11 protein-coding genes and 2 pseudogenes are annotated in these 14,202 nt (G+C 53.6%); 7 read left to right on the top strand and 6 right to left on the bottom strand.

The genetic code is table 11. The features are described from left to right. A pseudogene (locus tag PRECH8_RS14720) lies at positions 1 to 160 on the bottom strand (IS1380 family transposase); the annotation flags it as partial. Between the two features lie 684 nt (positions 161 to 844). Between PRECH8_RS14720 and PRECH8_RS11025 the strand changes: the two are divergent. The 4 genes from PRECH8_RS11025 to cydC are packed head-to-tail and all read left to right on the top strand — an operon-like array spanning position 845 to position 6,847. Next, complete coding sequence (locus PRECH8_RS11025) at positions 845 to 2,257, top strand: cytochrome ubiquinol oxidase subunit I (protein ID WP_200967150.1); 1,413 nt, start codon at positions 845 to 847, stop codon at positions 2,255 to 2,257. Further along, a complete protein-coding gene (gene cydB, locus PRECH8_RS11020; protein ID WP_200967149.1) occupies positions 2,244 to 3,257 on the top strand; it encodes a cytochrome d ubiquinol oxidase subunit II in 1,014 nt (337 codons plus the stop codon). The genes PRECH8_RS11025 and cydB overlap by 14 nt, the downstream gene beginning before the upstream one ends. Before the next feature lie 3 nt (positions 3,258 to 3,260). Then, the gene (cydD, locus tag PRECH8_RS11015) at positions 3,261 to 5,000 is read left to right on the top strand and encodes a thiol reductant ABC exporter subunit CydD (protein ID WP_200967148.1); all 1,740 of its coding nucleotides are present in this window, start codon (positions 3,261 to 3,263) and stop codon (positions 4,998 to 5,000) included. Next, complete coding sequence (gene cydC / locus PRECH8_RS11010; RefSeq protein ID WP_200967147.1) at positions 4,997 to 6,847, top strand: thiol reductant ABC exporter subunit CydC; 1,851 nt, start codon at positions 4,997 to 4,999, stop codon at positions 6,845 to 6,847. Before cydD ends, cydC begins: the two co-directional genes overlap by 4 nt. Positions 6,848 to 6,984: 137 nt before the next feature. On the opposite strand, the gene rpoD is transcribed toward cydC, so the two are convergent. Then, complete coding sequence (gene rpoD, locus PRECH8_RS11005) at positions 6,985 to 8,082, bottom strand: RNA polymerase sigma factor RpoD (protein WP_200967162.1); 1,098 nt, start codon at positions 8,080 to 8,082, stop codon at positions 6,985 to 6,987. Between the two features lie 809 nt (positions 8,083 to 8,891). Between rpoD and PRECH8_RS11000 the strand changes: the two genes are divergently transcribed. After that, positions 8,892 to 9,263: a helix-turn-helix domain-containing protein gene (locus tag PRECH8_RS11000; protein WP_200967146.1), complete on the top strand. Its 372-nt coding sequence runs from the start codon at positions 8,892 to 8,894 to the stop codon at positions 9,261 to 9,263. A 137-nt stretch (positions 9,264 to 9,400) separates the two neighbouring features. On the opposite strand, the gene PRECH8_RS10995 is transcribed toward PRECH8_RS11000, so the two are convergent. Both PRECH8_RS10995 and PRECH8_RS10990 read right to left on the bottom strand, forming a co-directional pair. Further along, positions 9,401 to 10,882 (bottom strand): flotillin family protein, encoded by a 1,482-nt coding sequence (locus PRECH8_RS10995; protein WP_200967145.1) that lies wholly within the window; start codon positions 10,880 to 10,882, stop codon positions 9,401 to 9,403. A 108-nt stretch (positions 10,883 to 10,990) separates the two neighbouring features. Next, positions 10,991 to 11,491, bottom strand: coding sequence for an NfeD family protein (locus PRECH8_RS10990; RefSeq protein ID WP_200967144.1), 501 nt, complete (start codon positions 11,489 to 11,491; stop codon positions 10,991 to 10,993). Between the two features lie 110 nt (positions 11,492 to 11,601). On the opposite strand from PRECH8_RS10990, the gene PRECH8_RS10985 reads away from it, so the two are divergent. Beyond that, positions 11,602 to 12,675, top strand: coding sequence for an asparaginase (locus PRECH8_RS10985; RefSeq protein ID WP_200967143.1), 1,074 nt, complete (start codon positions 11,602 to 11,604; stop codon positions 12,673 to 12,675). A 234-nt stretch (positions 12,676 to 12,909) separates the two neighbouring features. Here the strand turns inward: PRECH8_RS10985 and PRECH8_RS10980 are convergent, their stop codons facing one another. Beyond that, on the bottom strand, positions 12,910 to 13,305 hold the full coding sequence (locus PRECH8_RS10980) for a globin domain-containing protein (protein WP_200967142.1): 396 nt from the start codon (positions 13,303 to 13,305) through the stop codon (positions 12,910 to 12,912). Positions 13,306 to 13,730: 425 nt separating this feature from the next. On the opposite strand from PRECH8_RS10980, the gene PRECH8_RS14800 reads away from it, so the two are divergent. Then, positions 13,731 to 13,916 (top strand): hypothetical protein, encoded by a 186-nt coding sequence (locus PRECH8_RS14800; protein WP_371871208.1) that lies wholly within the window; start codon positions 13,731 to 13,733, stop codon positions 13,914 to 13,916. Here PRECH8_RS14800 and PRECH8_RS10975 read toward each other — a convergent pair. Continuing rightward, positions 13,873 to 14,169 (bottom strand): annotated as a pseudogene (locus tag PRECH8_RS10975) (Gfo/Idh/MocA family protein); the annotation flags it as partial. The gene PRECH8_RS14800 and the pseudogene PRECH8_RS10975 overlap by 44 nt on opposite strands. Positions 14,170 to 14,202: the final 33 nt, after the last annotated feature.

The following is a 14,202-nucleotide window of genomic DNA, read 5'->3' as shown; positions in this document are numbered from 1 at the left end:
TAAAGTCTTTCATCAACTTCAGAATCACTCGGCGGCTATGCTGAATAATCGTTGCGGCAACGTGAAAGAACTCTAAACGAAAACGCGCAATCGTATACCCCTGGTGGACGGGTTCGCAGCAGTCCTGTTTGAATCGCTCATAGAGGTTATAGGCTAATAGGTTGTGTTAGACTTCACCTTAAGGGTGCTCCTCTCTTTGTGGGTGATGTTGTAGGTAAACACCATTCTACCAAAGATTCGGGGCACTTTTCATGTTTTTAGAGCATGTTACTTTCGAAATTTAGGTTTAATAAAATCATGGATTTCACCAAAATAGCGGAAGCCAAATTTCCCTTATATCCCCTAATCACCACAAAAACATACGAATCCGCCCACTTTTTTTGAAATAGCGGAAATCTGATTGACCTTATTTCTGCGAATTCGGCCTATTTTACAAAATAACGGAAATTCCACTTCCCTTATTCCCTTTATTGTATCACTTCCTTATTCCCTTTTTTGTATCGCGTCCTGAATCTCCTCCTGATTCTCCTCCTGATTCACTGCCCATTATAAGAGGGAGCTTTTCCCTCCCGTACCATGTTCTCGTCCATCCCCTGCGGGGATCCTCGCATGATAAAAATACCTTCACATAAATGTCATCTCGGGGTCACGGAATTGCCACGTTCACGCCGACAATTCACGCAAAAGCCGTCCTATACTATAAGCAGAAACATTAATGTGATCTGTTTCACGCTTTCGTCTATTTTTGACCTCTGTGGATGTGACTTTTTTCACAACAATCTGTTCACAAAATGATTAAAGTCTCAGGAGAGACAAACAAATATCCTTGAAAGGGAGAGAAGGCATGGATGTATTGGATTTAGCACGTCTGCAGTTTGCTTCGACGACGATCTTCCACTTCATCTTCGTCCCGATCTCGATCGGCCTTTCGCTGCTGGTCGCGATTATGCAAACTGTATATGTCGTCAAGAATGATGAGAAATACAAAGAGATGGCGAAGTTCTGGGGGACTTTCCTGCTGATTAACTTTGCGGTGGGGATTGTGACCGGGATCTTGCAAGAGTTCCAATTCGGCATGAACTGGTCAGAGTTCTCACGCTTCGTCGGAGACGTCTTCGGCGCTCCACTGGCGATTGAAGCATTGCTCGCCTTTTTCTTAGAGTCGACCTTCATCGGCCTGTGGATCTTCGGATGGAATCGTCTGCCCAAGAAGGTGCATCTCGCATGTATCTGGCTTGTCTCGATCGGTACAATGCTGTCTGCCCTTTGGATCCTGGCAGCGAACTCCTTCATGCAGCGTCCGGTCGGTTTCGTGATCAACAACGGCCGTGCGGAGATGAATGACCTGGGAGCACTGCTCACCAACGGTCAGCTCCTGTGGGAGTTCCCGCATACGATCTCGGCATCGATCGCTACCGGTGCATTCCTTGTCGCTGGGATCAGTGCTTGGAAACTGTTGCGCAAACAGAATGTCGAGTTCTTCCGATCTTCGTTCAAACTTGCCGTTATCACTGCTCTGATCTCATCGGTATTGATCGCTTACTTCGGCCACGGTCAATCCCAGTACCTGGTGAAGACACAGCCGATGAAGATGGCTGCTGCTGAAGGACTGTGGGAGACCAGCCCGGACCCGGCGCCATGGACGGTATTCGCAATTATTGATCCAGAGACCAAACAGAACAGCTTCGAGATTCAGATCCCTTATCTGCTGAGCTTCCTGTCTTACAGCAAGTTTTCCGGATCTGTCAAAGGCATGAACGAGCTGCAAGCGGAATATGAAGAAGCTTACGGTGAAGGCAACTACATTCCGCCGGTACGAACGACCTTCTGGAGCTTCCGGATCATGGTCGGCTGCGGCATGCTGATGATCCTTCTCGCGCTGTACGGTTCCTATCTCGCCCTGCGCAAGCAATGGGACAAGATGCAAGGCTGGTTTAAGCGCGCAATGATCGTCGGTATCTTCCTGCCGTTCATCGCGAACACCGCCGGCTGGATCATGACTGAGATCGGACGCCAGCCTTGGACGGTATTCGGGCTGTTGACGGTAGAGGATTCCGTATCACCGAATGTGACGGCGAATGAGGTTCTCTTCTCGCTGATCGCCTTCACCCTGATCTATCTGGTGCTTCTGTTCGTCCTGATCTATCTCTTCGTCCGGACAGCCCGCAAAGGTCCGAACCTGCCGACGCATACAGAGGAAGAGGCGGAGATCGATCCATATCAAGCAGTAGGAGGCGGTCAAGTTGTCACTCAATGATCTTTGGTTCCTGTTAATCGCCGTTCTGTTCACGGGGTTCTTCTTCCTAGAGGGCTTTGACTTCGGTGTCGGGATGGCGACCCGCACCTTGGCGAAAGGGAATCTCGAGCGCAGAGTGCTGATCAACACGATCGGTCCTTTCTGGGATGCCAATGAAGTCTGGCTGATCACGGCAGCAGGTGCGATGTTCGCAGCGTTTCCGCACTGGTATTCGACCTTATTCAGCGGATATTATCTGGTGCTGACCTTTATCCTGCTTGCCCTCATTGCGCGCGGCGTCGCTTTTGAATTCCGCAGCAAGGTGGATAACCCAAGATGGCAGAACGTATGGGATATCGCGATCTTCATCGGCAGCTTATTCCCGCCGCTTCTGTTCGGCATCATGTTCACCAGCATGATAAAAGGCGTGCCGATCGACCATAATATGCACATGAGCGCAGGATTCTTCGACATTATCAACGGTTATTCCGTATGGGGCGGAATCACGATCACGGGCCTTTGTTTCCTGCACGGTCTGATCTTCATCAGCCTTAGAACGACCGATGATCTGCGAACACGCGCAAGAACCATGGCAACCAGATGGGTGCCTGTCCAAGCAGTGCTGCTTCTGGTACTGGTGATCTGGACGGCATATGCTACGGATCTGTTCCAAGCTCGCTTCACCCTGTCCATGATCATCGTGGCTTTAGGCGTCGTTGCGGTAGCCTTGACGTATGCTGCTCTTCGCAAGGGCAAAGAAGGCCTCGCCTTCGGCATGTCCGGTGCCACGATCATCCTCATGGTCGCATCGATGTTCGTCGGTCTGTTCCCGAATGTGATGATCAGCACCATCGATGAAAGCTTCAATCTAACGGTGATGAATGCCGCCTCGAACCCATATACCCTCAAGGCGATGACGATCGTAGCCGTCTGTCTGCTGCCTTTCGTCCTGGGGTATCAGATCTGGAGTTACTACGTTTTCAGCAAACGCGTCTCTACCAAAGATCACTTGGAGTATTAATGAATGGATAGAACACTGTTTACTCTCAAAAATATACGCCGCTCCGTCCTGCTGCTTACGATTCTCTCGTTGCTGCAGGCAGCGGCGACGATCGCTCAAGCCTGGTGGCTGGCTTCGAGCGTCGTCCTCATGTTTCGAGGCGGGACTTGGCAAGAGGCGATTCCGCCTCTTCTGTTATTCCTGGGCGCCTATCTCGTTCGCTTTACGAGCATCTGGCTCAGTAAGATCATCTCGGGCAGATACGCGGAACAGACGAGCACATCGCTGCAATCGGAACTAATGCGCAAGCTCCTTGAATTAGGACCGCGCTATGCGGCCTCCCGCGGCAGCGGACAGCTCATCACCCTCCTCATCGATGGGGTCATCCGCTTCCGTACTTATTTGGAGCTCTTCGTGCCGCGCATGATCGACATGGTGTTCGTCACGCTGCCTATTCTGATCACCGTTTATGTACTGGATTTCATCTCCGGTTTGATCTTGACCTTCACCTTGCCGGTTCTGATCGCTTTCTTCATCCTGCTCGGCTATGCTGCACGGCGGTTCGCCGACAGGCAGTATAAATCCTATCAGGTGCTGGCAAGACACTTCACGGATGTGCTGCGCGGTTTGGAGACGCTGCGCCTGCTCGGACGCAGCCGGGATTTCGCCGGTTCTGTACAGCAAGTCAGCGACCGCTTCCGCCGGGCGACGATGCGCACCCTGCGCGTCGCCTTTCTCTCTTCCTTCGCGCTGGATTTCTTCAGCACCTTATCCGTCGCCTTCGTTGCCGTTGGCTTGGGTCTTCGGCTCATCGACGGGAATATCGACTTGCTGCCGGCGCTTGCCGTTCTCTTGCTGGCGCCGGACTACTATCAGCCGGTGCGCAACCTCGGCTCCGATTATCATGCTTCCTTGGACGGCAAGGAGGCTTGGCAAACAATCCGGGAGATTCTCGAAGAGGACCAATCCCTGATGAAGCTTGACGCCCTTGAGGCGCCGCCGGAGCTCGATGCGTTGAACGATCCAATCATATTAGAGGGTCTATGCGTGGAAAGTGAGGACTCCGAACAGGCAAGGTTGACGGAGATCTCCATTCATCTTGACGGTTCGAAGCGCAAAGTCGGCATCGTCGGCGCCAGCGGTGCAGGCAAGACCACTCTCCTCCATATCTTAAGCGGACAATTGCAGCCGGATGCCGGCAAGATCCAGATCGGTGACCGGCCCTTGACCGATGAGATGCGGGCCGCATGGCAGCTCCGCTCAGCCTATATCCCGCAGCATCCCTATGTCTTCAGCGCTTCCTTAGCTGATAACATCCGTTTCTATGAGCCTGAAGCCAGCGAAGAACAGATCGAACAGGTGCTTGCCGATGTTGGTTTGGCGGAATTGGTGCAAAGCTTGCCCGCTGGGATCCATGAACCGATCGGCGAGGGCGGCCGAAGCTTAAGCGGCGGTCAGGCGCAGCGCATAGCGCTGGCAAGAGCGCTGATCGGGAAGCGGGACGTGCTGCTGCTGGATGAACCGACGGCTCATCTCGATATCGAAACGGAATGGGAGCTGAAGCAGACGATGCTGCCGATCATGGAGGGGCGCCGAGTGTTCCTGGCTACTCATCGGCTGCACTGGATGAAGGAGATGGACTGGGTCCTCGTCCTGGAGAACGGGCGGCTGGTCGAACAGGGGACCCATGAGGAATTGATCCAACGGAAAGGTGTCTATTACGCATTATTAGAAGCACATGCGGCTGGAGGTGGCAGGAGATGAAAGAAGAAGTACAACAACCAACGGCAACCCGCGGCTGGATCCGGCCCTATGTACGGAAGCAGGCTGTCCGTTTCCTCGCCGTATCGCTGATCGCGACGCTGGCCGTCGCCTGCGGCGCTGCCCTCTTGTTCACTTCGGGGTATCTGATCTCTCGTTCCGCCCTCCAGCCTTACAACGTCTTGATGGTCTATGTCCCGATCGTGCTCGTCCGCACCTTCGGCTTCGGCCGGGCGGTCATTCACTATGTAGAGCGGCTGATCAGCCATGATATGGTGCTGCGCATCCTGTCCGCCATGCGCGTCAGGTTGTACCGCGCCCTGGAACCGCAGGCGGTGCACATCCGTTCCCGCTATCGTACGGGGGATATCCTGGGCCTGTTAGCTGAAGATATCGAGCAATTGCAGAATGTCTACCTCCGCCTGGCCCTGCCCTACACCGCAGCCGTGCTGGTCTACGCTGCGGGAGTGTTGATCCTAGGCTATATGGATGCGGCTTTCGCTGTTCTTATCGCCTTGTACTGCGGCTTCTTGCTGATCACGGTGCCCGTGGTCACGCTGCTCGCCTCGCGGGTCATCCGGAAGAAGCATCTTAAGGAACGCAGCCTGCTCTATCAGGAGACAGCGGATTCCATCTTCGGGATGAACGACTGGCTCTTAAGCGGCAGGACGAACCATCTGCTGGAGAGACTGGCACAGCGGCAAGCAGCTATGGCTGATCTGGACCGCCGCAACCGGCGGAAGGAATGGCGGGCGGAGTGGATCATGCAGTGTATCGGCGGAGGAGCCGTCCTCTTGATGGCGGTGTGGGCAGGTTCGATGAGCACCAGCGGACAGTTCGCACCGGAATGGATCGCCGCCTACACCTTCGTAACCTTCCCTTTGATCGAAGCGATGGTCAGAGCCGGTCAGGCGGTCATCGCCTCCCCGGACTATCGCGTCTCGACCCGGCGGCTGCAGGAAGTAGAAGCGGCCGGCACGGCTGAGATGGAGGCGAAGACAGAAACGACCACTGGGGTTAATTCTCCAGCAGCGCCAGCTGATGCATCAGCTGAGGCATCAGCTGATGCATCCGTTGCAGCGCCCGCTTCAATACCCAGCATCAACATCAAGGACGGCCCATCCGATGCCTTCATCCACCTCGACGGCGTCGGGTATCGCTATCCGGGATCAGAAGGATGGAGCGTCAGAGATATTCATCTGAAGGTCCAGACCGGCGAGAAGATCGCCTTGATCGGACGCAGCGGAGCCGGGAAGTCCACGCTATTCAAACTGATTCAGGGGGAACTCGCGCCGCAGGAAGGCAGGATCAGCATCGCAGGCGTGGAGGCGCAGGCAGCAAGGGAAGCCGGTTTGTTCTCCGTGATGAACCAGCAGCCCTACCTGTTTGATACGACCATCGCCAACAACATTCGCCTCGGCCGCCAGAATGCCTCCGATGAAGAGGTCATGGCCGTAGCAGAGCGGGCAGGCCTCGGCGAACTGATCGCCTCGCTGCCTAAGGGGCTGGAGACGCCGGTGCGGGAAACCGGCAGCCGCTTCTCCGGCGGCGAACGGCAGCGCATCTCCCTTGCCCGCGTGCTGCTGCAGAACCGCCCCATCGTTCTCTTGGATGAGCCGACCGTCGGCCTGGATCCGATTACCGAACAGCGGCTGCTAACGACGCTGTTTCAGAATCTGCAAGGCCGCACCTTGATCTGGATCACCCACCATCTCACGGGGATGGAACAGATGGACCAGATCATCTTCCTCGACGGCGGCAAGATCACGATGCAAGGCTCGCACGAACAGCTGCTGCAGCAGCATGAACGTTACCGGCAATTATATGCCCTGGACCAACCGCTTTTGTAACGCATGCGTTATGCGATATTTCCAACACATCCATATTCGCTAATAAGAGAAGCTGCGCTTTGGAATAGCGCAGCTTCTCTTATTAGCAGATATGATGATAGTTGATTAAAATTTTATGATTCCTAAACCCAAAAATCTTATTCCATAAAATCCTTGAGCTGTTTGCTCCGGCTCGGGTGCCGCAGCTTGCGCAGCGCCTTCGCCTCAATCTGACGAATGCGTTCGCGGGTAACGCCGAACACCTTGCCCACCTCTTCAAGGGTGCGGGATCGGCCGTCATCAAGGCCAAATCGGAGCCGCAGGACGCTTTCCTCGCGTTCGGTTAAGGTATCCAGCACTTCGCTGATCTGCTCCTTGAGCATCTCATACGATGCCGCATCGGCCGGTGCCAGCACATCATGATCCTCGATAAAATCGCCGAGACTGGAGTCATTCTCCTCGCCGACAGGCGTCTCAAGAGAGATCGGTTCCTGCGCGATCTTCATGATCTCGCGCACCTTCTCCGTCGTCAGCCCCATCTCCTTCGCGATCTCATCCGGTGTCGGCTCACGCCCCATCTCCTGATGGAGCTGTCTGGAGATGCGGATGTATTTGTTAATCGTCTCGACCATATGAACGGGGATGCGAATCGTCCTTGCTTGATCCGCGATAGCACGGGAGATCGCTTGCCGGATCCACCAAGTGGCGTAAGTGCTGAATTTGAACCCTTTGCGGTAATCAAATTTCTCCACAGCCTTCATCAGACCCATATTGCCTTCCTGGATCAAATCCAGGAACATCAACCCTCTGCCAGCATATTTGCGAGCGATACTCACAACAAGCCGAAGATTCGCTTCGGCGAGTCTTCGTTTCGCTTCCTTATCCCCTTGTTCGATCCGCTTAGCCAACTCCACTTCTTCCTCAGCGGAGAGCAGTTCCACGCGCCCAATCTCCTTCAGATACATCCGGACGGAATCGCTGGTTGCCGTATCGCCCGATCCGATGTAGTCATGAACCGCTAACCCATCCGAATCGCTGTCATCCATCTCCAAGTCATCTTCTTCGACGACGGTGATCTCCATCTCAGAGAGTTTCTCCAAGAATTCATCCAGCTGCTCTGGACTGACGTCGTAAGGAGCCAGTCGATCCATGATGTCTTTGTACAGCAGTGAGGAGTTCTTCTTCCCTTCTTCCTCCAGCTGCTTCATCACCTGCTCGATGGATAGTTCCGAAGAAGATCTCGGCTTGGTCACCATAGCATCATCTTTGGTTGGAACGCTCATAACGGCACCCCTTTAACAGTAGGATTCGCAAATATGCGGCATTGTAAAAACATTATTGACAACCCGGATTCGGCTGTGATAATATTAAAGATATTTCGAGCTTTCATGTAGTATTCGTTATTCTACCAAAAATATTAGATGATTTCAACATTCTATGAACTTGTAATTTCTGTCAGTCTCGCGGATCCATCCGTGAGGCTGTTTTGTTGCTTTCGCCCGCATCTTCGACCGGCCTGCACCCACTGACAATCCGTGCTCTTCCGCGATCTGCAAGCGGCGATTCGCTGTTGATTCCGCTGGAACACAAGGCGGACCGCCGCATTTCTTTCCTATCCTATCAACCTGATTGAAAGTCATTATCTAATATATACGTACAACTAGAATTAAGGTAGCGCAGGTTCACCATATTTTCATTTATTTTGATGATCATCGAATGTGAACTTCGCCAATGCATCAGCCAAGGCGGTGTTGAAGGCGTCCGATCCGGCAGGTCGAGGTAATGCGCTTCGATATTGGCGACATGCCGGACGACCTTCTCGATATAGGGACGCTCCTTCGCTTTACTCGTGTGAGGTTTACCCTGCTCATAAATGGGATAGACTGACATATAGATAATTTTGGAAGATTTGCATCGGAAGACTTACCCCCGCTAGAATGAACCTTCGATACGTTTTGTATCCCTCTGATTATGTACCTAATTTATGATATGTTTTGTATCTTGCCAAGTATTTTTGTTTTGTCGTATTTTCAGCGCTTTAAGAATTACGACAATGGAGGGTATTATGAAAACTTATGGTGAGAGGATTGCTGAACTTCGAGAGAAACACGGTCTTACGCAAGAAGAGTTAGCCAAGATCCTCGGGATCAAACGGGCTTCGTTGTCTCACTACGAGAAGAATAGAAGAGTTCCGGATTATGAAGTCCTGAACAAAATAGCAGATCACTTTCAGGTAACGGTAGATTATCTCATCGGCCGTACAGATGATCCGAATCCATTGTCAGCGGAACATGTGGAGATGTTCACCCAAAGCCTGGAACTCTCCGATGAGAAGATCTTTGAGAAGTTCACCTTGACAGTGGATGGCAAAGAACTGACTCCAGAAGAGGCCAAACGTTTCATCGCCTTCGTCAGGGCCGAGCGGTCCCTGCCCTGACGCGCCCTGTCATGCAGCCTTTGTACAACCTGCACCCGACCTGCACCGATACAACAAGTTACTAACATCCATCCCTTGCCGGACGTAAAAAATACTTGGCACATACCGCGTGCCAAGTATTTTTTGTTGCTGTTTAATTAATTGTCCGATTCAGATTTTGATGAAGGCAGCTCAGCTGATGCCGCAGCCTCCTCCTCGGCCTGCTGTTTCTTCTCAGCCTGCTTCTTCGCCGCACCTTGGCTTCCTGCCAAGCGTTCCAACAGCTTCGTCAGATCAACGCCCGTCAAGGAATCCACGGTCTCAGGCAGCTTCGCCAAGATATCCGTTACATAACTCGTCACCTTGGCAGCCCCTCCGCCGGATTCGGAACCGTTGTCGATCACGACGATCTTCTCCGTCTTCGCCAGCGGCTCCGAGATAGCGCGTGCGATCTCCGGGAACTGGCTGACGATCATCTCCGCAATGGCCGCTTCGCCGTACTTCTTCATCGCTTCCGCGATCTTGTTCTTCGCTTCCGCTTCCGCCAGACCTTTCATGCGGATGACCTCTGCTTCCGCCGCACCTTCTGCCCGCTGTTTATCCGCATTAGCCTGACCGGCTAGTCGGATCTGTTCTGCTTCAGCCCGTGCTGTTGCTTCAATCATATAGCGCTCCGCTTCAGCCCGCTGCTCCATGGCGTAGCGTTCTGCCTCCGCCTGCTTGCGGACCGTTGCTTCGAGCTCCTTCTCGCGGCGTTCGATCTCCTTCATCTCCAGCTCAATCTGCTTCTCCCGCTCGACGACCGCGATCTGCATCTCTTCGCGCTTTACTTCTTGCAGGATCTTGGCCTCTTGCAGTTTGTAAGCCTGATCCGCTTCTGCGCGGCGCAAATCCTGTTCCTTCTTGAATTCAGACTTTCTGACTTCCATCTCTTTTTGCGCTTCAGCGATATTCGTTTCCGCTTGGAACTCGGCCTTTTTGCCTTCTTCGAGGGCCTTGGCCTTCGCGATCTGCTCGTCCCTCAGCGCCTCTGCCTTGGCGATCTCCGCATCCCGCTTCACCTGCGCGATCCGCGGCTGGCCAAGAGCGTCCAGATAGCCGTTCTTATCGCGCACATCCTTGATCGTAAAGGAGACGATCTGCAGACCCATCTTGTTCAGATCGCTGGCTGCTACTTCCTGCACACGCTTCGCGAATTCATCGCGGTTGCGGTACAGATCCTCAACGGTCATCTGACCGAGGATCGCCCGCAGATGTCCTTCCAGCGTCTGCGTAGCGATATCCCGCAGTTCTTCTTCTTTTTTGCCCAGGAATTGTTCTGCAGCCGTTGCGATCGACTCGATATCGCCCTTGATCTTCACCTGCGCCACGCCGTCCGCCATCACAGGAACCCCTTGCTCTGTATAGACTTCAGGCGTTTTGATCTCGAGCGTGTGGACTTGCAGCGACAGCGTCTCGGCGCTCTGGATAATCGGGAATACGAAAGCGCCGCCCGCCTTCACGATCTTCATCCCGTTCCGGGTCATCGCCCCGGTGATGATCATCGCTTCATCCGCCCGCACGGTTCGGTACCGCGTGGCAAATACGACGACTAACAGTACGAGCACTGCGATTATTCCGACAATAGCAACCGTGCCCATATGCTTTCATCCTCCTCGTTCCTATTGATAGAATATGCATGGATGTATTGGATCAACCGTCTGCAGACAAGCAGGTTATGCTGCACGTGCTGCCAGCGGTGAACACCTTTATTTCCCTGCCTTCTCCACGATGAACGTGCCGCCGATCACATCCATGATCCAGACGGATTCCCCCTGTTCAATGCGCGTATCCTGCATCGTCTTGGCTGGGGCACTAAGCCGCGATCCTCCCTGCTCATAGATGATCTCACCCTTCATGCCCGGTTCGATCGGCGTGATCACTTCAGCCATCTTACCTACCATCTCCTTGCTGGAGAAGGCAGCCGACGTCTGAGCGCGGTACAATGGAATGATAACTGCAAATAAGATAACCGAGGTGAGAGTCAGCGCGATAACTAGTGAGATGAGCGCTGTCAGCATTGGCGGCAAATCGCCGGCAATCGTAAGAAAGGCACCGGTTCCGCCAAAAACCGTAATAAATGCTGCGATCACTGTAGGCGATAAATAGGGAGCTCCGCCGCCTGCAAACTCAAAAACGTCACCGAACAAGATCGTAATAATCGCCAAGAGGACTCCAGCAGCGAACAAAATCCAATATACGGTTTCCATGAAACACGTTCACCTCGCACGTTTGTCTACGACTTCCATCTAATGTAACATATTACGTGGAAGCAGCATGTGAAGTTTCAATTATTGCATAAGAAAGAGGAATCTAGTCTATGAAGAAAGTTTTAGTAGTGATGACCGGCGGCACAATCGGCAGCCGCAGTCAAGGTACAGCCATCGATGTGGATGCAGCATTCGGCTATGAACTGCTGCGCAGATACGAGGAGGAATACGGGAAGCAAGCGGAATTCACCGTGATCCAGCCCTTTACCCTCCTGAGCGAGAACCTGTTGCCGCAGGATTGGACCCGGCTGCGCCGGGCTGTTGACGAGAGCGGACCAGCCGGCTATGACGGTATCGTCATCACTCACGGCTCCGATACATTGGCCTATTCGGCCGCGGCGATCAGTTACTCCTTCGCCGACAGTCCAATTCCCATCCTGATCACAGCCAGCAATTACCCGCTGGACGATCCCCGTTCAGAAGGGGTGCGCAATTTCGCTGCATGTATCGCCATGATCCTCCACGATCCCCTGCCCGGCGTCTTCGTCGTGTTCGAGGATCGCAAGCGTACACTTGTTCACCTGGGGACGCGAATCCGTCAGTCGCAGCCCTTCACCGACCGAATCGTCAGCATACACGATGAACCCTTCGGAGAGATCGAGGAAGGGCGGCTGCGCCTCCATCCTTCCCCTTACAACCCGGAGCCCGCGCAATTGCGGCGCTTCGAGCAGCGGCAGTCCCTGGAGCTGCCAGCAGGCGCTTCCTTCGGGGACATCCTCTATCTGACGCCCTATCCGGGATTCCGCTATTCTTACCTGAAGGTGCGCGATATGGAGCGCAAACCTCATGCCGTGCTGATCGACCTGTACCATTCCGGTACAACGGGCGTTCGCTTTGCTTCGCCGGAGGATTCCTTGGAGCGCTTCGCTTCCGAATGCCGGGAGGCAGGAATCCATCTCTATGCCGCACCCATGAACAGGCAAGAAGGAAGTTTGTATGCTTCCTCTCACGTATTCATCGATTACGGCATCCAGCCGCTAGGCGGGATCTCTGTGGAAGCGGCTCTCGTCAAGCTGATGTTCGCTTACGGCATATACGCCGACGATCAGCATACCGATCAGAAAGCGATCGAGAACCTGCTGAAGCAGAACCTGTTCTTCGAGATCGCTGCAGCCCGTCAGTGAAGACAGAACATGCGGATTTCAGTGATCCGTCCGAACACACAGCCCAAAAATAGCCGCATTGATACCAGCCAGCATCAATGCGGCTTATGCCATTTAGACGTAACAAAAATATGCCACCAATTCACAATCTATCCGTATATTAGCCTTCACTGTCTACCGTGTCAATATTTTCCCTGCATTCTTATACAAATCTTGCTCCTGCCGTTGACAAAGCACAAAAAACGAGCAGCTTCTTCAGCTGCCCGGTTCATCGGTGTTCACCATATGATAAGCTGTCAGTTTCAATCTCTCGTAGAAATAATCTCGGATCAGCCCCGTGAGCCCAATCTCATCCATCGCCTGCCGCATGCAGTCCAGCCATGCCTCCGCGCGGCTCGGCGTGATCTCGAAAGGCAGATGCCGCGCACGCATCATCGGATGCCCATACCTGTCCGAGTAAAGCGGCGGACCCCCAAGGAACTGTGTCAGGAACAACCGCTGCTTCTCCTTGATCAGTTCCATATCCCCTTGGAAGAGCGGAGCCAGCCGCGGATCGCTGTACACCTTCGGATAGAAGGCATCAACCAGCTTCTGCAAGGTTTCTTCACCGCCGATTAATTCATAAGGTGTCTTCGTCTTAGCCTGCCCCACTGCGCATACACCCCTTCCTGTATGTTCCCTTCAGGAACGTGCCTGCCGCTGATCTTACTGGATCCCCATCGGTTCCGGGTAGAAGCCGATCGGGCCGGAATCGCTGCTTTCTTTAGGCATGTTCCTTTGGGGCCTAAGTGTAGCGGAACTCAGATTCCTTATTTCCGCCAAAAAGAACATTTTCTCTGGCTAACGGAACCTCAGTACCTTATTTCTGCTTGTTGCGCCTATGCGTCGATCAAAATCAGCAAATAACGGATCCCTGTTCCGTTAGCTTGAGCAAATCACAATTTTCCTCAAAATAGCGTACCAAAGTTCCGCTGTTCGCAGGGACGGGTGCGTTCTGCAGCCGTCCCGCTGTGATCGATGTCTCAAACCGTCTTTCCCATTATAGCATAAGGAGAGCTGCGCAGGGGAAGCGGAACATGATGAAGGGGGCGCTGTCAACGGAAGGCTCAACCTCGATCTTGGGAACCGATCCTTACGCCGGGCATCCGCGCTTCATACCGGGAGCCGTTCAGGTCGTCCGGCTGGTGGATGCGGACCGCCGTCTCCTGCGCCTTAAGACAGAGTTCTGCCGCCTTGAAGGCATGCTCCTGGGTCATTCGTGAACCAATCCACCCGAAAATAATTAGTCGCTCCGTTATCGGCAATCAGCGAAGCATCCCCGAAGTCTTCCAGTTCCGGGTACTCAGGATGGTGATAGTTCGCGACCTTGCTGTGTAGCACCCGGGCATCCTTCGCACCGCTGTAGAAGAGGAATTGTTCGATCTGGTGACTGCCGATATCGCACAGGATACCGCCGTACTTCACCCTCTCGAAGAACCACTTCGGCCGATTCGCTGCGTTCAGACGGTGCGGACCAAGCTGCAGATCGGCGCCTATCGGCTATGCATG

This window comes from Insulibacter thermoxylanivorax (genome assembly GCF_015472005.1).
Taxonomy (GTDB): Bacteria; Bacillota; Bacilli; order Paenibacillales; family DA-C8; genus Insulibacter; species Insulibacter thermoxylanivorax.
This window is presented reverse-complemented; position numbering and strand designations above follow the sequence as displayed.

Bases quoted from the DNA above. Each gene is read 5' to 3' on its own strand.
- PRECH8_RS11025 (WP_200967150.1), top strand. From the start codon at position 845: ATGGATGTATTGGATTTAGCACGTCTGCAGTTTGCTTCGACGACGATC.
- cydD (WP_200967148.1), top strand. From the start codon at position 3,261: ATGGATAGAACACTGTTTACTCTCAAAAATATACGCCGCTCCGTCCTG.
- cydC (WP_200967147.1), top strand. From the start codon at position 4,997: ATGAAAGAAGAAGTACAACAACCAACGGCAACCCGCGGCTGGATCCGG.
- rpoD (WP_200967162.1), bottom strand. From the start codon at position 8,082: ATGGTGACCAAGCCGAGATCTTCTTCGGAACTATCCATCGAGCAGGTG.
- PRECH8_RS11000 (WP_200967146.1), top strand. From the start codon at position 8,892: ATGAAAACTTATGGTGAGAGGATTGCTGAACTTCGAGAGAAACACGGT.
- PRECH8_RS10995 (WP_200967145.1), bottom strand. From the start codon at position 10,882: ATGGGCACGGTTGCTATTGTCGGAATAATCGCAGTGCTCGTACTGTTA.
- PRECH8_RS10990 (WP_200967144.1), bottom strand. From the start codon at position 11,491: ATGGAAACCGTATATTGGATTTTGTTCGCTGCTGGAGTCCTCTTGGCG.
- PRECH8_RS10985 (WP_200967143.1), top strand. From the start codon at position 11,602: ATGAAGAAAGTTTTAGTAGTGATGACCGGCGGCACAATCGGCAGCCGC.
- PRECH8_RS14800 (WP_371871208.1), top strand. From the start codon at position 13,731: ATGATGAAGGGGGCGCTGTCAACGGAAGGCTCAACCTCGATCTTGGGA.